The 19,490-nt window shown below is 72.9% G+C and carries 20 protein-coding genes and 1 riboswitch; of the genes, 7 read left to right on the top strand and 13 right to left on the bottom strand.

What is annotated here, in order from left to right:
* Window positions 1-3: 3 nt before the first annotated feature.
* Window positions 4-114, bottom strand: a riboswitch (SAM riboswitch).
* 87 nt (window positions 115-201) lie between these two features.
* The 9 genes from ABD652_RS01090 to ABD652_RS01050 all read right to left on the bottom strand — a co-directional run bounded on the left by ABD652_RS01090 (window position 202) and on the right by ABD652_RS01050 (window position 8,143).
* Complete coding sequence (locus ABD652_RS01090) at window positions 202-1,152, bottom strand: ABC transporter substrate-binding protein (protein ID WP_344717349.1); 951 nt, start codon at window positions 1,150-1,152, stop codon at window positions 202-204.
* 22 nt (window positions 1,153-1,174) lie between these two features.
* Entirely contained in the window at window positions 1,175-1,837 is a 663-nt protein-coding gene (locus tag ABD652_RS01085; protein ID WP_344717348.1) for an ABC transporter permease, read from the bottom strand.
* Window positions 1,834-2,523: an ABC transporter permease gene (locus ABD652_RS01080; protein ID WP_344717347.1), complete on the bottom strand. Its 690-nt coding sequence runs from the start codon at window positions 2,521-2,523 to the stop codon at window positions 1,834-1,836. The genes ABD652_RS01085 and ABD652_RS01080 overlap by 4 nt, the downstream gene beginning before the upstream one ends.
* Before the next feature lie 5 nt (window positions 2,524-2,528).
* The gene (locus ABD652_RS01075) at window positions 2,529-3,377 is read right to left on the bottom strand and encodes an ABC transporter ATP-binding protein (RefSeq protein ID WP_344717346.1); all 849 of its coding nucleotides are present in this window, start codon (window positions 3,375-3,377) and stop codon (window positions 2,529-2,531) included.
* Complete coding sequence (locus ABD652_RS01070; RefSeq protein ID WP_344717345.1) at window positions 3,374-4,312, bottom strand: DNA-methyltransferase; 939 nt, start codon at window positions 4,310-4,312, stop codon at window positions 3,374-3,376. Before ABD652_RS01070 ends, ABD652_RS01075 begins: the two co-directional genes overlap by 4 nt.
* A gap of 28 nt (window positions 4,313-4,340) precedes the next feature.
* Window positions 4,341-6,050, bottom strand: a complete 1,710-nt coding sequence (locus tag ABD652_RS01065; protein ID WP_344717344.1) for a DEAD/DEAH box helicase — start codon at window positions 6,048-6,050, stop codon at window positions 4,341-4,343.
* A gap of 8 nt (window positions 6,051-6,058) precedes the next feature.
* On the bottom strand, window positions 6,059-6,292 hold the full coding sequence (locus tag ABD652_RS01060; protein ID WP_010525176.1) for a DUF3107 domain-containing protein: 234 nt from the start codon (window positions 6,290-6,292) through the stop codon (window positions 6,059-6,061).
* Window positions 6,293-6,533: 241 nt separating this feature from the next.
* Entirely contained in the window at window positions 6,534-7,202 is a 669-nt protein-coding gene (locus ABD652_RS01055; RefSeq protein ID WP_344717343.1) for a TetR/AcrR family transcriptional regulator, read from the bottom strand.
* Window positions 7,203-7,285: 83 nt separating this feature from the next.
* Entirely contained in the window at window positions 7,286-8,143 is an 858-nt protein-coding gene (locus ABD652_RS01050; protein WP_344717342.1) for a PHP domain-containing protein, read from the bottom strand.
* A 251-nt stretch (window positions 8,144-8,394) separates the two neighbouring features.
* Between ABD652_RS01050 and ABD652_RS01045 the strand changes: the two genes are divergently transcribed.
* Complete coding sequence (locus ABD652_RS01045) at window positions 8,395-10,101, top strand: aminopeptidase P family protein (protein WP_344717341.1); 1,707 nt, start codon at window positions 8,395-8,397, stop codon at window positions 10,099-10,101.
* Between the two features lie 179 nt (window positions 10,102-10,280).
* Window positions 10,281-10,553, top strand: a complete 273-nt coding sequence (locus ABD652_RS01040) for a GlsB/YeaQ/YmgE family stress response membrane protein (protein ID WP_344717340.1) — start codon at window positions 10,281-10,283, stop codon at window positions 10,551-10,553.
* 158 nt (window positions 10,554-10,711) lie between these two features.
* On the opposite strand, the gene ABD652_RS01035 is transcribed toward ABD652_RS01040, so the two are convergent.
* Together ABD652_RS01035 and ABD652_RS01030 are read right to left on the bottom strand one after the other, a co-directional pair.
* On the bottom strand, window positions 10,712-11,653 hold the full coding sequence (locus tag ABD652_RS01035; RefSeq protein WP_344717339.1) for a YflT domain-containing protein: 942 nt from the start codon (window positions 11,651-11,653) through the stop codon (window positions 10,712-10,714).
* Between the two features lie 117 nt (window positions 11,654-11,770).
* A complete protein-coding gene (locus tag ABD652_RS01030) occupies window positions 11,771-12,673 on the bottom strand; it encodes a LysR family transcriptional regulator (RefSeq protein ID WP_344717338.1) in 903 nt (300 codons plus the stop codon).
* Between the two features lie 170 nt (window positions 12,674-12,843).
* Here ABD652_RS01030 and ABD652_RS01025 point away from each other — a divergent pair, with 170 nt between their 5' ends.
* The 4 genes from ABD652_RS01025 (at window position 12,844) to ABD652_RS01010 (ending at window position 16,815) form a co-directional block, all read left to right on the top strand.
* Window positions 12,844-13,704: an aldo/keto reductase gene (locus tag ABD652_RS01025; RefSeq protein ID WP_344717337.1), complete on the top strand. Its 861-nt coding sequence runs from the start codon at window positions 12,844-12,846 to the stop codon at window positions 13,702-13,704.
* 87 nt (window positions 13,705-13,791) lie between these two features.
* On the top strand, window positions 13,792-14,724 hold the full coding sequence (locus tag ABD652_RS01020) for an aldo/keto reductase (protein WP_344717336.1): 933 nt from the start codon (window positions 13,792-13,794) through the stop codon (window positions 14,722-14,724).
* 144 nt (window positions 14,725-14,868) lie between these two features.
* Window positions 14,869-15,678: a DUF899 family protein gene (locus ABD652_RS01015; RefSeq protein ID WP_344717335.1), complete on the top strand. Its 810-nt coding sequence runs from the start codon at window positions 14,869-14,871 to the stop codon at window positions 15,676-15,678.
* Window positions 15,679-15,687: 9 nt separating this feature from the next.
* Window positions 15,688-16,815, top strand: coding sequence for an Mrp/NBP35 family ATP-binding protein (locus tag ABD652_RS01010; protein ID WP_344717334.1), 1,128 nt, complete (start codon window positions 15,688-15,690; stop codon window positions 16,813-16,815).
* A gap of 47 nt (window positions 16,816-16,862) precedes the next feature.
* Here ABD652_RS01010 and ABD652_RS01005 read toward each other — a convergent pair whose 3' ends face one another.
* Together ABD652_RS01005 and ABD652_RS01000 are read right to left on the bottom strand one after the other, a co-directional pair.
* The gene (locus tag ABD652_RS01005) at window positions 16,863-17,510 is read right to left on the bottom strand and encodes a twin-arginine translocase TatA/TatE family subunit (RefSeq protein WP_344717333.1); all 648 of its coding nucleotides are present in this window, start codon (window positions 17,508-17,510) and stop codon (window positions 16,863-16,865) included.
* Window positions 17,511-17,553: 43 nt separating this feature from the next.
* The gene (locus ABD652_RS01000; protein WP_344717332.1) at window positions 17,554-18,621 is read right to left on the bottom strand and encodes a hypothetical protein; all 1,068 of its coding nucleotides are present in this window, start codon (window positions 18,619-18,621) and stop codon (window positions 17,554-17,556) included.
* Between the two features lie 201 nt (window positions 18,622-18,822).
* Here ABD652_RS01000 and ABD652_RS00995 point away from each other — a divergent pair, with 201 nt between their 5' ends.
* Window positions 18,823-19,473, top strand: a complete 651-nt coding sequence (locus ABD652_RS00995) for an O-methyltransferase (RefSeq protein ID WP_246160997.1) — start codon at window positions 18,823-18,825, stop codon at window positions 19,471-19,473.
* Window positions 19,474-19,490 lie beyond the last annotated feature (17 nt).

Below are 19,490 nucleotides of genomic sequence, written 5' to 3'. Positions count from 1 at the left end.
GATCCTCCATCGGTCCTGGCGTTAGCACCCGGCACGAAGCCCTGCTCGGCAGGGACGTCATCCGGGTTGCTGCGGCATCGTCGAGCCAGATCTCTCAGCCGCTCTGGATGGGTCATTCTGTTGTTCAGGGCCCCACGCTACTGCAGGTCCCCGGAGGAAGAGAAGACGACATGTCACATATCGTCATGAATGTTCATGTGTTCAGTCGAGGTCCTTCTCGGCGAGCCAGTCGGCGGCGATGTCCTCGGCCGCGGCCTGCTCGTCGATGCTGCGCCCGTTCAGCGCCAGCAGCTCCTCGCTGGTGAGCTCGGCGGTGACGTCCTCGACGGCCGCGCGCGCCTGCTCGCCGACGGCCTCGGAGGCCAGCGGGACCACCGGCTGCGGCGGGACCAGCTCCTCGGGATCGTCGAGCACGACCAGGTCGTTCTCCTCGATCGTGGGGTCGGCGCTGTAGATGTCGGCGACGTCGGCGTCGCCGTCGGTCAGCGCGCGCACCGTCAGCGGCCCGCCGGAGTCCTCCACCGGCACCACCTCGGCGTCGACCCCGTAGACCTCCTCCAGCCCCTCGGGCCCGTAGGGCCGGGTGGCGAACTCGGAGTTGGCCGCGATGCGCACCCCGCCGTCGACGTCGGCGAGGTCGCCGACGCTGGACAGGTCGTGCTCCTCGGCGAACTCGGCAGTGACCACGTAGGAGTCCTGATCGGTGGCCTCGGCGGCGGACAGCGTCTCGACGCCCTCGGGCAGGGCCTCCTCCAGCCCGGCGAGGATCTCCTCGCGCGTGGCGGCCTCGGCCTCCGAGTCCAGGTATTGCAGCAAGTTGCCCGCGTACTCCGGGAAGAGGTCGATGGCGCCGGACTCGACCTCGGGCATGTAGACCTCGCGCTGTCCGATCTCGAACTCGCGCTCGACCTCGTGGCCCTCGGCCTCGAGCCGCTGGGCGAAGAGCTCGGCGATGATCGTGTTCGAGTAGTACTGCTGCGAGCCGACGACGAGGGCCGAGCCGTCGCCCGCTCCCCCGCCGCCGTCGTCGCCCTCGGCCAGCGGATCCGAGGAGGAGCAGGCGGTCAGGCCCAGCAGCGCGGCGGTCGCCAGCGAGGTGATGCTCGCCGTCCTGCCGCGGAGACGGGTGCTGCGAGGCGAGGCATGGTTCATAGTCGTTCCCCTTCCTGGTGGATCAGGCGATGCCGGGCCGGCGGGCGAGCAGGCGCTGCCCGAGGGCGAACAGCGCGTCGAGCACGACGGCCAGCAGGATCACCACGATCGACGCTCCCAGCATCATGGCATAGTCGTGGTTGCGCAGGCCCAGGAACAGCGGCCGGCCGAGGCCCCCGGCGCCGACGTAGGCGGCCAGCGTCGCCGTGGCCACGACCTGCAGCGTCGCCAGCCGCACGCCGCCGAGGATCAGCCGCAGGCCCAGCGGCACCTCCACGCCGAGCAGCACCTGCCGCGGGCTCATCCCCTGGGCGCGGGCGGCGTCGACGACCTGCGGGTCCACCGCCTCGACGCCGGAGTACGCGCCGGCGAGGATCGAGGGAACCGCCAGCACGATGAAGGCGACCATCGGAGCGGTCAGTCCGATCCCGGCGGCCAGCGCCACCAGGGTGATCACCCCCAGCGTGGGCAGCGCCCGCGTGACTCCGGTGCTGACCACGGCGATCCCCCGGCCGCGGCCGGTATGGCCGATGAACAGCCCTGCCGGCAGCGCGACCAGCGCCGAGAGCCCGACGGCGAGCAGCGAGTAGAGCAGGTGCTCGCCGGCGCGGACGCCGAGTCCGCCCGGCCCCGTCCAGGAGTCGGCGGTCAGCACCCAGTCCAGCGCCTCCAGCAGCGGGGTCATGCCGCGCCCCGCTCCGCGGCCCGCGCCGCCTCTCGGGAGCCGGCACGGCGCGGCGCCGGCCGCCGCCAGGGCATCAGCACCCGGCCGAGGGCGACCAGCAGCAGATCCAGCACCAGCGCCAGCACGGCGGTCATCACGATGCCGGCGACGATCGAGGCGACGATGCCACGTTCGAAGCCATCGGTGAACAGCGAGCCGAGACTGGTGATGCCCAGCACCGCCGAGACGCTGACCAGGCTGATCGTCGAGACCGAGACCACCCGCAGCCCCGCCAGCAGCGCCGGGCCGGCCAGCGGCAGCTCGACGGTCAGGAAGCGGCCGGCGGCGGAGTGCCCGACGGCGACGGCGGCCAGCCGCACGTCCTCCTCCACCGAGCCGAAGGCGTCGGCGGCCGAGCGCACCATCAGCGCCAGACCGAACAGCGTCAGCGCCATCACCGCATTCACCGGCTCCCGGATGCTGGTGCCCAGGATCAGCGGCAGCACGATGAACAGCGGCAGCGAGGGGATCGCGTAGAGCAGTCCGATGCCGCCGACCAGCGCCTCGCGCAGCCGCGGCAGCCGCACGGCGAGCCGGCCCAGCGGCAGCGCCAGCAGGAAGGCCGCGAGCACCGCCGGGACGGTGAGCAGCAGGTGGTCGACGGTCAGTTCCAGGATCTGCGGGAGGTTCTCCAGGATCCACTGCACGGCGGTCACTCCCCGGCGCCGGCGGAGGGCCCGCCGTCGGCGTCGTCGAGCACGCCCAGCGGCCGGCCGGCGTCGTCGGTGACCACCTGTCCCCCGCCGGGACGCGGCGCGGCGCGGAGCTTCCGCCGCCCCGCGCCGAGCCCCAGGAAGCGGGAGACGAAGTCGTCGGCGGGCGCCTCGACGAGCTCGCGCGGCGTGCCCGTCTGGGCGGTGCGGCCGCCGGGCCGGAGGACCACGATCTGGTCGCCGAGCGCCAGCGCCTCGTCGATGTCGTGGGTGACGAAGACGATCGTCTTGCGCAGGTCGTCCTGCAGCCGGCGCAGCTCCCGCTGCAGCTCGAGTCGCACCAGCGGGTCGACGGCGCCGAAGGGCTCGTCCATCAGCAGGATGTTCGGGTCGTCGGCCAGCGCGCGAGCGACGCCCACGCGCTGCTGCTGGCCGCCGGAGAGCTGGCCGGGATGGCGCCGGGCGAGCTGCGGATCGAGGCCGACGACCTCCATCAGCTCCATCGCGCGCCGGCGGGCCTCGGCCCGCGGGACGCCGTTCAGCCGCGGCACGGTGGCGATGTCCTCGACCACGCGACGATGCGGCATCAGCCCGGAGTTCTGCATGACGTAGCCGATGCTGCGCCGCAGCGCCACCGGCCGCACAGTGCCGACGTCGACGTCGTCGATGCGCACCGAGCCGGCCGTGGGCTCGACCATGCGATTGACCATCCGCAGCAGCGTGGTCTTGCCGCAGCCCGAGGAGCCCAGCAGCACTGTGGTGGTGTGCGAGGGCACGGTGAGGCTGAAGTCCTCCACGGCGGCGGTGCCGTCGGAGTAGGTCTTCGACACCTGACGGAACTCGATCACGACGGCGCCTCCTGTCCCGCGGCGGGCGGTCCGAGCGGCAGGCTCCGTCCGTCCGTCCCCGTGCCGGAGCTCCGCTCCGGATCGATCGGATGCACCTCGGCGTGGGCGCCCAGCCGGCGGCCCATCACCTCGACGGCGTGCGGCGAGGAGTCGATGCAGACGAAGCGCCGGCCGGTCTCCGCGGCGACTGCGCCCAGCGTGCCGGAGCCGGCGAAGAAGTCCAGCACCCAGTCGCCGGGCCGGGAGGAGGCGGCGACCATCCGGCGCAGCAGTCCGGTGGGCTTCTGCGTCGGGTAGCCGGTCTTCTCGCGGCCCGTCGGAGAGACGATGGTGTGCCACCAGACGTCGGTGGGCAGCTTGCCGCGGGCGGCCTTCTCCGGGGTGACCAGCCCGGGCGCCATGTACGGCTCGCGGTCCACCGCCTCGGCGTCGAAGTGATAGGCCTGCGGATCCTTGACGTAGACCAGGATGGTGTCGTGCTTCGTCGGCCAGCGCTTCTTCGTCCGGCCGCCGTAGTCGTAGGCCCAGACGATCTCGTTGAGGAAGCACTCCCGGCCGAAGACGACGTCGAGCATCACCTTCGCGTAGTGCACCTCGCGGTAGTCCAGGTGCAGATACAGCGTGCCGGTCCGGTCGAGCAGCCGCCAGGCCTCCAGCAGCCGCGGCTCGAGGAACTCCCAGTAGTCGGTGAAGGAGTCGTCGTAGGCGGCCAGCAGCCGACGCACCGTCTCATAGCGTCGGCCGCCGAAGCCGACATGGTCGCCCTCGGCGTGCCGGGTGGTGCTGGTGCGGACGCTGGTCCGGGCCCGGCCGGTGTTGAACGGCGGGTCCAGATAGATCATGGCGAAGCCGCCGTCCGGCAGCCCGCGCAGGTGCTCGAGGTTCTCGCCCTCGAGCACCAGCGACGGACCGTCCGGGTCGAATGCGGTCGTCACCGATGCAGGTCCTCACTCGGCCCCGGGCTCAGGCGCCCGAGCCCGCCTGTCCGCCGTCGCCGTTCGTGGAGCCGCTCTGCGCGCCGGAGCCCGAGGACCCGCCGCGACGACGACGCCGCCGGCGCCGCTGCCCGCCGCCGGATCCGCTCCGGCTCGACTCGCCGGCCTCCGCCGTGCCGCCGTCCTGGCCGTTCTGGCGGCCCTGGCCGCTCTGGCCCTCGGCCTGGCCGTTCCGGCCTCCGGCCTCGTCGGAGGACCGGCGCGTGCGCCGTCGGCCGCCGCGTCCCGAGCCGCTCCGGCCCGAACCGCCGCGTCCCGAACCGCTCTGCGCCGCGTCGTCCCGGCTCCGGCCGCGCGAGGACGAGCTCTTGCGGCTGTCGGCGTCGGCGCCGCCCAGCTCCTCGAGCGTCTCGTCGTCCAGTCCGGTCTTCGAGCGCTTGTGGCGCGGCAGGCGCCCCTTGGTGCCCTTCGGGATGTCCAGGTCCTCGTAGAGGTGCGGCGAGGAGGAGTAGGTCTCCACCGGCTCCTCCACGCCCAGACCCAGCGCATTGTTGATCAGCTTCCAGCGCGGGACGTCCTGCCAGTCGACGAAGGTCACCGCGGTGCCCTTCTGGCCCGCACGGCCGGTGCGGCCGACGCGGTGCAGATAGGCCTTCTCGTCCTCGGGCGCGGTGAGGTTGATGACGTGGGTGACATCGGTGACGTCGATGCCGCGGGCGGCGACGTCGGTGGCCACCAGCACGTCGATCTTCTCGGTGCGGAAGGCCCGCAGCGCCTGCTCGCGCGCACCCTGGCCCAGGTCGCCGTGGATGGCCCCGGCGGCGAAGCCGCGGGAGATCAGCTCGGCGGAGAGCTTGTCGGCCTGCCGCTTGGTCCGGGTGAAGATGATCGTCCGCCCCCGGCCCTCGGCCTGCAGGATCCGGGCGATGACCTCGTCCTTGTCCAGCTGGTGGGCCCGGTAGATGACCTGCCGGATGTCCTTCTTGGTCACGCCCTCGTCGGCCGGATCCGCCGCGCGGATGTGGGTCGGCTTGGTCATGTACCGGCGGGCCATGGAGACCACCGGCCCCGGCATGGTCGCCGAGAACAGCATGGTCTGGCGGCCGATCTCCGGCACCGCCGAGAGGATCTTCTCCACGTCGGGCAGGAAGCCGAGGTCGAGCATCTCGTCAGCCTCGTCGAGCACGACGATGTTGATGTTCTTCAGCTTCAGGTAGCGCTGACGGTGCAGGTCGATCAGTCGGCCCGGGGTGCCGACGACGATCTCGACGCCGCGCTGCAGCTCCTCGATCTGCGGCTCGTAGGCGCGGCCGCCGTAGATCGTGGCCACCCGGGCGCCGCGCTTCGCGCCGGCGACGCTGATGTCCTGGGCGACCTGGACGGCGAGCTCGCGCGTGGGCGTGACGATCAGCGCCTGCGGGGAGCCCGGCGCCTCCATCTCGTCGAAGCCGGCGTCATCGGGCGTGGTCACCCGCTGCAGCGCGGGGATGCCGAAGCCGAGGGTCTTGCCCGTTCCGGTCTTGGCCTGGCCGATGATGTCGCTGCCGCCCAGCGCGATGGGCAGCGTCTCCGCCTGGATCGGGAAGGGCGTGACGATGCCCTTCTGATCCAGCGCCTCGACGATCTCGGGGCGGACCGCGAAGTCGGCGAAGGTCACCTGCTCCTCGGCGGTCTGCGGCGCCTCGACGGTCTCGGCGGACTCGGCCTCGTCGGCCGATGCAGTGGTCTGTTCAGTCATAGGTTCTTTCATTCGGCGACTGCGGCGAAGCCGACAGTCTGCTTGGTGTCGGAGCCGATCTCCACATAGCCGATGGACGCGACGGGGACCACGATGGTCTTCTCCCGACGGTCCTGCAGGCTCAGCAGCGGCTTGTTCTGCTCGACCGCCTCGGCGACGCGCTGCTGCACGTCCTCGGCGGTGGCATCAGTCTCGACGACGATCTCGCGGGTGACGTTCTGCACTCCGATACGTACTTCCATGGTGCTCCTCCGTGTCTCTGCAGGGCCGCACGGAGCCCGCGCGGCCCTGACGTCTCCGCTCCGACGCCGGCCCCCGCGGCCGCGCACGGCCGACGGGGCGACGTCGTCATCCTCCCCGATACTACCCACCACGTCGGCTCAGCACCTCACCGGACCGGCGGGCGGGCCCGTGGACGGGTCGGCGATCGGGACGGCGGTCAGGTCGGCGGTCGGCGCGACGTCGGCCCGCGCCGTCGCCGGCTCACTCGGGAGCCGAGGCCGCCGAGTCGCCGGAGGCGGCCTCGCCCTCCTTCGGGAAGCCCGAGATCCCCCGCCAGGCCAGCCGTGCCGTCAGCTGCGAGGAGACGTCGAGGTCAGGACGTTCCGAGAGCCGGGACCAGTGCCGCGCGGCCGCGGTGACCATGCCGATCAGCCCGTGGCCGAGCAGCGTGGCCTCGGCCATCGGCTGGCCGGTGTCGTCGACGATGACTTCGGCGATCCGGACGGCGATGCGGTCGAAGAAGCGGTCCAGCCGGGACTCGACGGCCTCGTCGTTGTCCATCCCGGAGGCGAGCAGCAGCCGGTAGGCCTCGTCCTCGCGGGAGATGAACTCGTAGAAGGCGGTCATCGTCGCCGTGACGCGCTCCTTGTTGTCCTCGGTGGAGCTCAGCGCGGCCACCAGCATCTCCTCGAGCTGGCCCAGATGCGTCTCCAGCAGATCCAGGAAGAGTTCATGCTTGCCCGGGAAATGCTGGTAGAGCACCGGCTTGGAGACTTCGGCGACTTCGGCGATGTCGTCCATCGAGGTGCTGTGGTACCCCTTGGCGACGAAGACCTGCAGCGCGCTGTCGAGCAGCTGGCGCCGACGCTGGGCGCGCGGCAGCCGCCGGGCCCGCTGCGGCGCGGGGGCGGGGAGCACGTCGTCGGTCATGGTCTCCCAGTCTACGGGACCTCGCCCGCGGCTGTCCGCCCGCGGGGTCGGAGCCGCCGCTCCGGCCCCAGCTCGCCCGCGCCTCAGCGCGGCAGATGTCCGTACGCCGGGACGCCGGTGGCGAGATCGAGCAGCTCGGCGACAGTGTCCAGATCCGTGGTGTTCTCCCCGATCAGGTTCGGCTTGCCCGCACCGTGGTAGTCCGAGGACCCGGTGACGAGCAGATCGTGGCGCGCGGCCAGCTCGAGCAGCACCTGCCGCCCCTGCGGCGGATTGTCCCGGTGCCGGACTTCGACGCCGCCGAGCCCGGCCTCGACGAGGTCCTCCAGCTGCTCGGCCGCGAGCGTCCGGCCGCGTGCGGAGGCCATCCCGTGGGCGAGCACCGGCACTCCCCCGGCCCGGCGGATCAGCCGGATCGCCTCGTCCGGACGCATGTTCAGCTGCGGGACGTAGTAGGGCGAGCTGCGGTGCAGCAGACGGTCGAAGGCCTGCTGTCGATCGGCGACGACCCCGACGGCGACCAGCGCGTCGGCCAGGTGCGGCCGGCCCAGCGTGGCGCCGTCGGCCACGTGTGCCAGGACGTCCTCCCAGGTCAGCGGGAAGTCCTGGGCGAGCAGCTCGGTCATCCGCCGCGCCCGCTCCCAGCGACCGCCGCGGGCACCGCGGATCGCCTCCGCGAGCTGGGGCTCGTGCGGGTCGTGGAGGTAGCTGAGCACGTGCACGCTGATGCCGTCCGCGGAGAGCGTGGTGATCTCCATCCCCGGGACCAGCAGCACCCCGTGCTCCCCCGCGGCACGCATCGCCTCCGCCCAGCCGGCGGTGGTGTCGTGGTCGGTCAGCGCGATGCCGTCCAGCCCCGCGCGGGCGGCGGCGGCCACCACGGCCGCCGGGGGCTCGGTGCCGTCGGAGTACCAGGAGTGCGCATGCAGGTCGACGCCCATGCCCCTCACTGTATCCCCGCGGAAGCGCTGCGCGGACCGACGACGTCGCGCCTCGCCGGCCGACCCCGGCCCGGCCCCTGCCCGGCTCGCTGCCCGACCCGCGTGTCACGTCCGCACCGGGTCGTCACGTCCGGGCCCGGGCGTGGCGACCGGGTCAGGACGTGACATCCGGCACGACGAGCCGGGCCGATCCCGCGCCGGCGGGACTGCCCCGGTGGGACCGCGCGCACCGAAGTGACAGACTATGGAGCATGGTCAGTTCGCAGAATCATCCGTCTTCCCACGAGTCCTCCGAGTCTTCCGAGCCGGCCGGATCGGCCGGCCCCGCGGAGGAGTTCGACGTCGTCTCCTCCGTCGAGCGGACCACGCTCACCCCCGCGGGCCCGGACCAGGAGACCGCCTCCGACGAGGCCGCCGGCGCCGAGGGCCAGCCCCTCGAGGAGCGCGGGTCGAACCGGTCGCAGAAGCCGACCTCGGAGGCGTTCAAGGAGTTCATGGCCTCCCACTGGGCGCCGGCCGAGCAGGTCGAGCATGCCCGCGACGCGGTGGCCGACCATGCCGCGCGCCGCCGCGCCCGCGTCTCGCGGAACCACACCGGCGAGCGCCTGGTGATCCCGGCCGGCCCGCTGAAGGTCCGCTCGAACGACACCGACTACCGCTTCCGCCCGCACTCGGCCTTCGCCCACCTCACCGGCCTGGGCCTGGACCACGAGCCGCATGCCGCGCTGGTCCTCGAACCGGTCGAGGAGGGCGCCGGCGACGACGGCTCCGGCCATGAGTCCACGCTGTACTTCAAGCCGATGGCCGGTCGCGACACCGAGGAGTTCTACGCCGACGCCCGCTCCGGCGAGTTCTGGATCGGCCCGCGCCCGGATCTGGAGGAGTTCCGTCAGCGGCTGGGCGTGCGCACGGCCGACGTGTCCCAGCTGGAGGTCGCGGTGACCAAGGATGCCGGCCCCGCCGAGCTCGGCGGCACCCGCATCCGGCTGCTGCGCGAGGTGGACTTCGACGTCGACGCGCTGGTCGACACCTCGCGGATCAACACCGGCATGGATCTGGAGGCCTCCGACGCCACCGACGCCGAGCTGGCCGAGGAGCTCTCCGAGCTGCGGCTCGTCAAGGACGACTGGGAGATCGCGCAGCTGCGCGAGTCGGTGCGCTCGACGATCGCCGGTTTCGAGGACGTCGTCTCAGTGCTGCCGCGCGCCGTCGGCCACACCCGCGGCGAGCGCGTGGTCGAGGGCGCCTTCTTCTCCCGGGCGCGGCTGGAGGGCAACGACCTCGGCTACGACACGATCGCCGCCAGCGGCAACAACGCCACCGTGCTGCACTGGATCCGCAACACCGGCGCCGTCCGCGACGGCGAGATGCTGCTGCTGGACGCCGGGGTGGAGGCCGACTCGCTCTACACCGCCGACATCACCCGCACCCTGCCGGTGAACGGCACCTACGCCCCCGTCCAGCGGAAGGTCTACGAGGCCGTGCTGGCCGCCGCCGACGCCGCCTTCGCCGTCGTGCGCCCGGGGATCCGCTTCCGCGAGGTCCACCGCACCGCAGTGACCGTGCTCGCCGAGCACCTGGACTCCTGGGGCCTGCTGCCGGAGCCGCTGGAGGAGGTCCTGGCCGACTCCGGCCAGCACCACCGCCGGTGGATGCCGCACGGCACCAGCCACCACCTGGGCCTGGACGTCCACGACTGCGCCCAGGCCAAGCGGGACCTGTACCTGGACGGCGTGCTCGAGCCGGGCATGGTCTTCACCATCGAGCCGGGGCTGTACTTCAAGGCCGAGGACCTCGCCGTGCCGGAGGAGTTCCGCGGCATCGGCGTGCGCATCGAGGACGACGTGCTGGTCACCGCCGACGGCGCGGAGAACCTCTCCGCGGAGCTTCCGCGGAAGCCCGACGACGTCGAGGCCTGGATGCGCGAGGTCCAGGCCGGCACCCGCGCCCGCGGCTGACCCGGCGCCGGGTCTCGACGGACGAGGCCGCTGACTGCGCAGCAGTCGCACGGCGGCCGCGTCCGCGCACGTCACCGGCCCGCAGGCCTTCCCGGTGCGCCGGGGCGGGGCCGTATGCTGACCCCATCGACGACCCCCGACGTTCTCTCCGGGGTCGCATCGAGCGGAGGGAGGCTCCTGTGGGCATCATCGGCTGGCTCATCCTGGGACTGATCGCCGGAGCGATCGCCCGCGCCATCCTGCCGGGGAAGCAGCCCGGCGGCTGGATCGCCGCACTGATCACCGGCGTGCTGGGCGCGATGCTCGGCGGTTTCCTCGCCTCGGCGCTCTTCGGCGTCGGCATCGGCGAGTCGTTCTTCGACCTGGGCACCTGGATCTTCGCGATCGCCGGCGGCGTGATCGTCGCCTTCCTCTGGCAGGCGCTGACCGGGCGCGGGCGCTCCGAAGTGTGACGCCCCCGCCGCGACGGCGCGGGGTCGCGATCTCGCGTGGTCACGAGCTCACGTGGTCACGAGTTCGCGTGTTGCGGCGAACTCGAGTGGTCACGAATGACGGCATCCGGCGGGCTCGACGCGGCGTGTCGGACCGAGATGCCGTCGGAATCGACCACTCAGCGGGTGGTCTCCTCGGAGGACTCGTCCTGCTGCGACGACGCGTCCTGCGGAGGTGCCTGCTGCGACGAGGCGGGTTGCTGCGCCGGCACGTCCTGCTGCGATGAGGCATCCTGCGGGGCGGACGGCTCCGCGGACTCGGACGGCGCCTGCTCCGGCGTCTGCTGCTCCGGCCCCTGCTGCTCCGACGCCTGCTGCTCGGCGGCGGGCGCGGCGCTCGTCGCGCTGCTCGCGCTCGAGGAGCTGGTGGTCCGCACCCCGTAGCGCGGCCGGCCGTCGGGCAGATCGCCGTAGCCGGCCCGCGGCTCCGCGGCCTGCGCCGCCGGAGAGCCCTCGGGCTGTCCGCCGTCCGGACCGGGCTGGGCGCCCGGCTGGCCGGGCACGGGCTGCTGCGGGCCGGGAGCCGGCTGCTGCACCGGCGCCTGCGGGCCCGGCGCCGGCGCCGGCTGCATGCTGGAGACTCCGACGCCCTGCATGAGCCGCCGGGCGTGGCCGGCGGCGTCGAAGGAGCAGACGACGTCGAAGGAGGTCGCCACCAGCTGCGAGGAGGAGGCGAAGTCCCGCCGCCCGCGGCGCACCGCGTAGCCGATCACTCCGACGATCATCCACACCGCGCTGCCGAGCAGCACGGCGAAGAGGATGTCCAGCGGATTCGCCTGCGGACCGAAGAGGTACATCAGGAAGCCGATGAAGGCGCCGAACATCGCCCCCTGCGCCGCGCCGGCGCCGGCGACCCGCGGGTAGGACAGCCGGCTGCGGATGTGCTCGACCGACCGCAGGTCATTGCCCACGATGGTCAGCATCTTGACGTCGAAGCCCTCGGACGCGGCCAGGTGGTCCACCACCTGCTGGGCCTCCTCGTACGTGCGGTAGCGGCCCAGCAGCTCGCCGCGCGGCAGGCCGCCGGCCTGCTGGGGAGTCATGGATGCGTTCATCGCCATGGCCCCATTGTGCCGGGTCGCGCCGCCCGACGCGCACCGCGGCCCCGGACGTTCGCACAGGGCGCACCGGCGCGCCGTCGTGCCGTCACGCCGCCGCGCCGTCGTGCCGACCCGTGCTCAGGCGGCCTCCGTCCCGCACGCCGGGGCGTCGTCGAGCAGCTCGAGCAGATGCGTCGCCGGCGCCTCGACGCGATCCCAGGAGGTGGACACCGCCGAGACCGTCCACGTCGGCGCGTCGGTCGCCAGCGGCCGCGCCGCCAGCGGGGCCGCCTGCGGCTTGGCGGCGACGTGCCGCGGCACCACCGCGACGCCGAGCCCGCGGCGCACCAGGTCCAGCAGCGAGTGCACGTCGTTGACCGCGCAGCGCACCCGGCGGGTGATGCCCTGATCGCCGAAGGCCGATTCGTTGAGCGCGCGGATCGCCCAGGAGTCGTTGAAGTCGACGAACTCCGCGTCGGCGAGCTCGCGACGTGCCAGCGGACCGCGGCCGGCGACCAGCGGATGCTCCGGAGCGGCGAGCAGCACCAGCTGCTCCTCCCCCAGCCGACGGTGCGGCAGCGGATCCAGATGCCGGTCGCCGGCCACGAAGGCGACGTCGAGCGCCTCGGCGCGCAGCATGGCCAGCAGGTCCTGCGAGCCGGTCTGGGTGAACTCGATCTCCACGTTCGGGTGGCGCCGGTGGAAGCGTTCGAGCAGCGCGACGACGTCGACCACCCCGAGGCACTGCTCGGAGCCGAGCCGCAGTCGGCCGGTCACCGCGCGGCTGGCGGTGACCACCGTGTCGCGGGCGTCGGCGGCCTCGGCGAGCAGGCGGCGGGCATGGGGCAGCAGCGCCGCGCCGGCCTCAGTGGGCACCACCCGTCGGGTGGTCCGGTCGAAGAGTGCGGTGCCCAGCTCCTCCTCCAGCCCGCGGATCGCCGCGGAGAAGCCCGACTGCGAGATGCCCACCAGCTCGGCGGCCCGGGTGAAATGCCGCTCCTCCGCCAGCGCCAGCAGATACTCCATCTGCCGCAGATCCATTGATCGCTCCTGCTTCTGCCGTCCAGTGCCGGCGATTGTTGGACTTTCTCAATCGAGCCTCCATAGAGTGACACACGGCACGCCGAGGACTCCACTCGCCGCCGCATCCTCAGCCTCGACGCGACGTCGCCGGCCGGCGCGCGCCCCGACCCCCGGAGGAGAAGAGCCCCATGCAGACCCGCAGAATCGGCGACCGGTCCGTCTCGGCCATCGGACTCGGCGGCATGCCGCTGTCCATCGAGGGCCGCCCGGACCGCGATCAGGCGATCCGCACCGTCCACGCCGCGCTCGACGCCGGCGTCACGTTCATCGACACCGCCGACGCCTACCACCGCGACGCCGGCGAGGCCGGCCACAACGAGGAGCTCATCGCCGCAGCGCTCCGCAGCCGCGGCTCCGACGCCGACGAGGTGCTGGTCGCCACCAAGGCCGGACACCTGCGCCCGGGAGACGGCACCTGGACCCAGGACGGCCGCCCCGAGCATCTCAAGGCCGCGGCGAAGGAGTCCGCGCGCCGCCTCGGCGTCGAGGCCATCGGCCTGCACCAGTTCCACCGCCCCGACCCGGAGGTCCCCTACGCCGAGTCGATCGGCGCGCTGGTCGAGCTGCTCGAGGAGGGGGTGATCCGCATGGCGGGGATCTCGAACGCGGACCTGTCGCAGATCGACGAGGCCGACGAGGTCCTCGGCGGCCGGCTCGCCTCGGTGCAGAATCAGTTCTCCCCGCGCTTCCGCTCCTCCGAGGAGGAGCTGCGGCGCTGCGCCGAGAAGGACGTGGCCTTCCTGCCGTGGAGTCCGCTGGGCGGCATCGCCAACGCCGCCGACCTGGCGGCGAACCACGCGGAGCTCGCCGCCGTCGCCGAGGAGACCGGCGCCTCGCCGCAGCAGGTGACGCTGGCCTGGGAGCTCTCGCTGGCCGACGTCGTCGTGCCCATCCCGGGCGCCTCGCGGCCGGAGAGCGTGCACAGCTCGGCCGCCGCGGCGGAGCTGACGCTGAGCGCCGAGCAGCTCGCCCGGCTCTCCGCCTCCTGACCGGCGGGCCCTCCGGCCCCGTCCGACCCTCCGGCCTGCACCCTGACCTGTCCCGCACGACCACCGCGAGATCCCCGAGGAGACCTGATGAAGACCATCGACATGCCCGACGTCCGCCTGCCCGCCCCGAACATCGTCCAGGGCCTGATGCGCATCCAGGAGAAGACCGACGACGAGGTCCGCGAGCTGGTGCGCACCGCCCGCGAGTCCGGCATCACCTTCCTCGACCACGCCGACGTCTACGGCGCCGAGCTGCACGGCTGCGAACGTCGCTTCGCCGAGGCGACGCAGCTGACCCCCTCGGAGCGCGAGGAGTGGACCCTCCAGACCAAGGCCGGCATCGTCCGCGAAGGGCCGTACTTCGACTTCAGCCGCGAGCACCTGGTCTCCTCCGTCGAAGGATCGCTGGAGGCCCTGGACACCGACTACATCGACATCCTGCTGCTGCACCGCCCCGACGCGCTGGTCGAGCCCGAGGAGGTCGCCGCGGCCTTCGACGAGCTGAAGTCCTCCGGCAAGGTCCGGGCCTTCGGCGTCTCCAACCACACCCCGCGGCAGATCGATCTGCTCCGGAAGTACGTCGACGAGCCGATCATCGCCAACCAGGTTCAGCTGTCGATCACCCACGCGCCGCTGGTCGCCCAGGGCGTGGCGGCGAACATGCAGAACCTGGACCAGTCGGTCAGCCGCGACGACGGCCTGCTGGACTACTGCCGGCTGCACGACATCACCGTGCAGGCCTGGTCGCCGTTCCAGGCGGGCTTCTTCGACGGCCCCTTCCTCGGCTCGGACCGCTACCCGGAGCTGAACGCCGTCGTCGACCGGCTGGCGGCCGCCTACGACGTGCCGCCCATCGCGATCGCGACCGCCTGGATCACCCGCCACCCGGCGGACATGCAGGTGGTGCTGGGCACGACGTCGCCGGAGCGCGTCGCCGGAGCCGCCCAGGGCTCCGAGATCCCGCTGACCCGCGCGGAGTGGTACGAGCTCACCCGGGCCGCCGGCTACACGATCCCGTGAGCGACTGAGCATCGCGGGTGCTGCGAGGCGGCGCCCGGCGGTCCGCGCGGCGGCCCCAGGGGGTGACTCCCCACGGGTCGCCGCGCGAGACTGAAGGCCTCGATCGGGCTCGTCGCCGGTGCGGGCCCACGGCGGGAGGTCACGATGAGCGGCGGACGAGACGCGGACACACCTGAGCCCCCGGGCGCCGACGGGCATGGTGAGGACGGCGAGGCGGTTCCCCCGGTCGTCGACCGCGAGACCTGGCGCCGTCGCCGGGAGGCTGTGCTGCTGCACGAGAAGGCCCACACGCGAGAGGGCGACGCGATCGCCGCGGAGCGCCGGCGACTGCCGATGACCGAGGTCGCCCCGGTGGAGCTCGTCGGCCCTGAGGGGCCGACACCGCTGGTCGACGTCTTCGACGGGCGCGAGCAGCTGATCGTCTACCGACACATGTTCTACGACGGCGAGCCCTTCGACCGACAGTGCGAGGGCTGCACGCACAATCTCTGGAACATCCGCGATGCCTGGCCCTATCTGAACGCCCGCGGGGTGAGCTTCGCCGTCTTCGGCGACGGGCCCTATGAGGAACTGGCCCGGTTCCGCGCCTTCATGGGCTACACCCACCCCTGGTACTCCAACCAGCAGGTCGAGGATCCGGCCGTGGGCGGCGGCGGGCGCATCACCTGCTATCTGCGGCGGAGGAACCGGGTGTTCCTGACCTACTCGACGACGGGCCGCGGGGTGGAGAAGCTCTCCACACTGGACCTCCTCGATCTCACCCCCTACGGCCGCCAGGAGGTCTGGGAGGATTCCCCGGCCGGCTGGCCGCAGGATCCGACGCACAGCTACCTGCGCACCGACGTCTCCGGTCGCGCCGTCGGCATCGGCGACCATGGGGAACGTCCGGGGCGTCCGACCGCACAGTGGACCCGTCCCGGGATCGCCTCCACTGACGGCGGGTCGGACGCCTAGACTGGGACGGTGCCTGATCCGACCGTCGAAGACAGCATCCGCCGCCACCTCGCCCAGGTCATGGACCCCGAGCTGCGCCTGCCGATCACCCAGCTGGGGATGGTCGGCGACGTCGCCGTGGACGGCGAGGGCGTCGCCGATGTGACCGTCAAGCTGACCATCGCCGCCTGTCCGAAGCAGCAGACGATCACCGACGACGTCACCGCCGCGGCGGTGCGCGCCGAGGGGGTCTCCACCGCCCGGGTCCATCTGGACGTGATGACCCCCGAGGAGCGCGCCCGGCTGAAGGAGGACCTGCGCGGCGAGGGCGGCAAGATCAACCACTTCGCCCAGCCCGACAGCCTGACCCGCGTCTACGCGGTGGCCTCCGGCAAAGGTGGAGTCGGCAAGTCCTCGGTGACGGTGAACCTCGCCTGCGCGATGGCCGCCGACGGGCTGAAGGTCGGCATCGTCGACGCCGACGTCCACGGCTTCTCGGTGCCCGGGCTGATGGGCATCACCGACACCCCCACCCGGCTGGACGAGATGATCCTGCCGCCGGTCGCCCACGGGGTGAAGACCATCTCCATCGGCATGTTCGTCGAGGGCAACCAGGCGGTGGCCTGGCGCGGGCCCATGCTGCACCGGGCGGTGGAGCAGTTCCTCACCGACGTCCACTTCGGCGATCTCGACGTGCTGCTGCTGGACCTGCCGCCGGGGACCGGCGACATCGCCATCTCCGTGGCCCAGCTGCTGCCCGGCTCGGAGCTGCTGGTGGTCACCACGCCGCAGGCGGCGGCCTCGGGCATCGCCGAGCGCGCCGGCGGGCTGAGCACGCAGACCGAGCAGAGGGTCGCCGGGGTCATCGAGAACATGGCTCCGATGGTCCTGCCCGACGGCAGTTCGCTGGACCTCTTCGGCTCCGGCGGCGGCCAGGTCGTCGCCGACCGGCTCACCGAGGATCTGGGGGCCGAGGTGCCGCTGCTGGGCTCTGTGCCGTTGGACATGGACCTGCGCTCCGCCGGCGACGCCGGCGATCCGGTGGTGCTCTCCGCCCCCGAGTCCCCGGCCGGCTCGGCGCTGCGGGAGATCGCCTCGGCGCTGGCGCACCGTCCGCGCGGCATCGCCGACCGCTCGCTGCCCTTCGGCCCCGCCTGACCCCCGACGACTCGTCCTCCGGCTCGCGGCGTCGACGCCGCGGCGACTCAGGTGGCGTCGACGTCGAAGGGCGCCGGGTGCAGCCCCGGGACCTCGGGGGTGCCGTCGTCGCTCGTCGAGCCCGGCTGCACTCCGGCTCCGGCCATCCCGGCGGCCAACGCGGAGCCGCCGGCGGATCCCTCCGGCGTCGTGCCCGCGGCCGCCCCGGCGGCACCGGCCGCCATGGCCGCGCCCGTCGCGGCGGAGGCGCCGCCGAAGACCGACCGGGGATCGTCGGCGCCGGAGCCCGTCGCCGCTCCTGACGCGGCCGCGCCGCCGGAGGTGCTCCGCGAACTGCCCGAACCGGCCGCGCCGCGCGCGGATCCGGCCGCCGTGCCACTCCGCCCGGTGGGCAGGCGGGCCGAGTCGCGAACCTCGGTCACCGCCTGGCGGGTCTCCTCGTAGTCCTCGGCCAGCGCCTCACGGATGATGCGCCGCGGGTCGTACTGGCGCGGGTCATAGCGCTTCCAGTCGACCTCGTCGAAGTCCGTGCCGGTCTCCTCCCGGAAATACTCCTTGGCGTCCTCGGCCTTGCTGCGCGCCTGACGCACCCACCGTGCCAGCGTCTGCGCATAGGCGGGCAGACGTTCGGGACCGAGGAGCACGACGGCGAGCACACCCAGGATGATGAACTCGTACCCATTGAGACCAGGCATGTGCTCAAATCTACCTGCTGTCGGCGCCTGCTGCGGCGCCGGCTCAGTCCATCCAGCCGAGCAGCGAGCGGAAGCCGCGCTCGAGTCGCTCGCCCGCATCCGGCGAGGAGGGCATCTGCTGCACGCGCGAGCGATCGGTGGTCATCACCCAGTCGGCCACGGCGGCCACGGCGGAGGCGTCGAGATCGGAGGTGATGACGTACTGCACGGAGCCGGCGTCGACGGCCGCCGTCCAGCGACCCTCGGCGGCCGAACGGTAGACGGTGCAGTCCTCCCCGGTGGGCAGCGTGAGCGACTCGCGATCCACCGCGTCGAGGTCCAGGATCTCGTCGAGCTTCTCGGCCAGCGGCCGCAGCTCGGTCGAGTCGTCGGACGGGCGGGTCTCGGCGACGGTGATCGTGTGCTCGCCGTCGGTATGGTGCACCTGGACGGTGCGCACGCCCGCAGCCTGGGCAGTGGCGGCGTCGTCGGCCTGCATCGCCTGTCCGAGCCCGTGCAGCTCGGCGACGTTCCAGCCGAGCCGGTGCAGCCTGTCGAGCTGGTCCACCGGCACGCTGCGCACCGGCATCCGCTCGACGGCTCCGGGGAGGCTCGCGACGCGACCCTGCGGTCGCCGAGACTCCTCCAGACCGACCGGCAGACTGGCCGCGGGCGTCGACGCCGCGGCAGCACCCGATCCCGGCGCGGACGACGGCGCGGATCCCGACAGCCCGGCGCCGTCGGAGGCCTGCGACCTCCGGGCGTCCGGCCCGATCGACGGGACGGGTGCGGCGGCACTGGCCCCGTCGCCGGAGGGCTGCGGCGGCGCGGACCGGGTGATGTCGACGGAGCTCGGATCCGGCGAGGACGACGCGCCGTCGGCGGCCCCCGGCGCCGTCGCCGCGGCGGAGACATCGCCCGTCTCCGCGGAGCTGCCGCCGTCCTGGCGAGAGGTGGTCAGCGCCTCCACGCTGGAGACCTGCCCGGCCCCCCGTCCGCCGAGGTACCACGCCGCGGCGACCACTGCGGCACAGGCGGTGAGGGCCACCAGGCACATCACCCCGGGCCAGCCGAGACGCGGACGACTCGGTCGGGGCCGGCGGTGCTGGGCGGGGGCGGGGGCCTGTGGCATCACTGCCCATGATGCGAGGGACAGCTGAGCGTAGGCTGGATATGAGCCGGCGGGTCTCGAAACACCAGGGAGGGTGTGGGAACCTCGCGAGGTCTATAGGATGAGCCGGAGCGGCGTCGGACGCCACCGGTTCCCCGGACGATCTCCCGGCTCCACAGTCCGCGGCGCCGTCTCTCCCCGTCCTCGCCGCAGAAAGGTGCCATGAAAGCCTTGAACTCCCCGCACACCGCCAAGCACGCCGGCTGGCTGTACGCCGAGCAGCATCGCGGTGAGGATCCGGTGCTGGAGGCGGCACGGGCGCGCGGCGAGGATCTCGGCGTCCGTCCGGTCTCCGAGGGCGCGGCGGCGACGCTGACGGTGCTCGCCGCCTCCTCGAACGCCCGGGCACTGGTGGAGGTGGGCACCGGCGTCGGGGTCTCCGGAGTCTCGCTGCTCCGCGGCGCGACCGCACAGGCGGTGCTGACCAGCATCGATCCCGATCCCGAGCACCTGCAGGCGGCCCGTCAGGCCTTCGCCGACGACGGCGTCCCGGCCTCGAGGACGCGGCTCATCACCGGGGATGCGGCCGTCGTGCTGCGGCGCCTGACCACATCGGGCTATGACCTGGTGCTGCTCGACGCCGGCACCCCCGACGTGCCCGTCTACGTCTCCGAGGCGCTGCGCATGCTGCACTCCGGCGGCATGCTGATCATCAACGACGCCCTCGACCACGACCGCGTGCCGCGGCCGGCCGTGCGCGAGGAGAGCACCCGGATGATGCGCGAGGTCGAGCGGATGCTGCGCGACGACGAGCGCCTGGTGACCACGATGCTGGGCACCGGCACCGGACTGCTGGTCGCCGTCGTGCGGTGACGTCGTCCCACGGGCGG

Source organism: Nesterenkonia halobia (assembly GCF_039536005.1).
GTDB classification, from domain to species: Bacteria; Actinomycetota; Actinomycetes; order Actinomycetales; family Micrococcaceae; genus Nesterenkonia; species Nesterenkonia halobia.
The sequence above is the reverse complement of the archived record's forward strand: the minus strand, read 5'-3'. Positions and strand labels throughout refer to the sequence as shown.

Bases quoted from the DNA above. Each gene is read 5' to 3' on its own strand.
- ABD652_RS01035 (WP_344717339.1), bottom strand. From the start codon at position 11,653: ATGGCGATGAACGCATCCATGACTCCCCAGCAGGCCGGCGGCCTGCCG.
- ABD652_RS01060 (WP_010525176.1), bottom strand. From the start codon at position 6,292: ATGGAAGTACGTATCGGAGTGCAGAACGTCACCCGCGAGATCGTCGTC.
- ABD652_RS01065 (WP_344717344.1), bottom strand. From the start codon at position 6,050: ATGACTGAACAGACCACTGCATCGGCCGACGAGGCCGAGTCCGCCGAG.
- ABD652_RS01055 (WP_344717343.1), bottom strand. From the start codon at position 7,202: ATGACCGACGACGTGCTCCCCGCCCCCGCGCCGCAGCGGGCCCGGCGG.
- ABD652_RS01090 (WP_344717349.1), bottom strand. From the start codon at position 1,152: ATGAACCATGCCTCGCCTCGCAGCACCCGTCTCCGCGGCAGGACGGCG.
- ABD652_RS01030 (WP_344717338.1), bottom strand. From the start codon at position 12,673: ATGGATCTGCGGCAGATGGAGTATCTGCTGGCGCTGGCGGAGGAGCGG.
- ABD652_RS00995 (WP_246160997.1), top strand. From the start codon at position 18,823: ATGAAAGCCTTGAACTCCCCGCACACCGCCAAGCACGCCGGCTGGCTG.
- ABD652_RS01000 (WP_344717332.1), bottom strand. From the start codon at position 18,621: ATGCCACAGGCCCCCGCCCCCGCCCAGCACCGCCGGCCCCGACCGAGT.
- ABD652_RS01050 (WP_344717342.1), bottom strand. From the start codon at position 8,143: ATGGGCGTCGACCTGCATGCGCACTCCTGGTACTCCGACGGCACCGAG.
- ABD652_RS01045 (WP_344717341.1), top strand. From the start codon at position 8,395: ATGGTCAGTTCGCAGAATCATCCGTCTTCCCACGAGTCCTCCGAGTCT.
- ABD652_RS01085 (WP_344717348.1), bottom strand. From the start codon at position 1,837: ATGACCCCGCTGCTGGAGGCGCTGGACTGGGTGCTGACCGCCGACTCC.
- ABD652_RS01005 (WP_344717333.1), bottom strand. From the start codon at position 17,510: ATGCCTGGTCTCAATGGGTACGAGTTCATCATCCTGGGTGTGCTCGCC.
- ABD652_RS01025 (WP_344717337.1), top strand. From the start codon at position 12,844: ATGCAGACCCGCAGAATCGGCGACCGGTCCGTCTCGGCCATCGGACTC.
- ABD652_RS01015 (WP_344717335.1), top strand. From the start codon at position 14,869: ATGAGCGGCGGACGAGACGCGGACACACCTGAGCCCCCGGGCGCCGAC.
- ABD652_RS01020 (WP_344717336.1), top strand. From the start codon at position 13,792: ATGAAGACCATCGACATGCCCGACGTCCGCCTGCCCGCCCCGAACATC.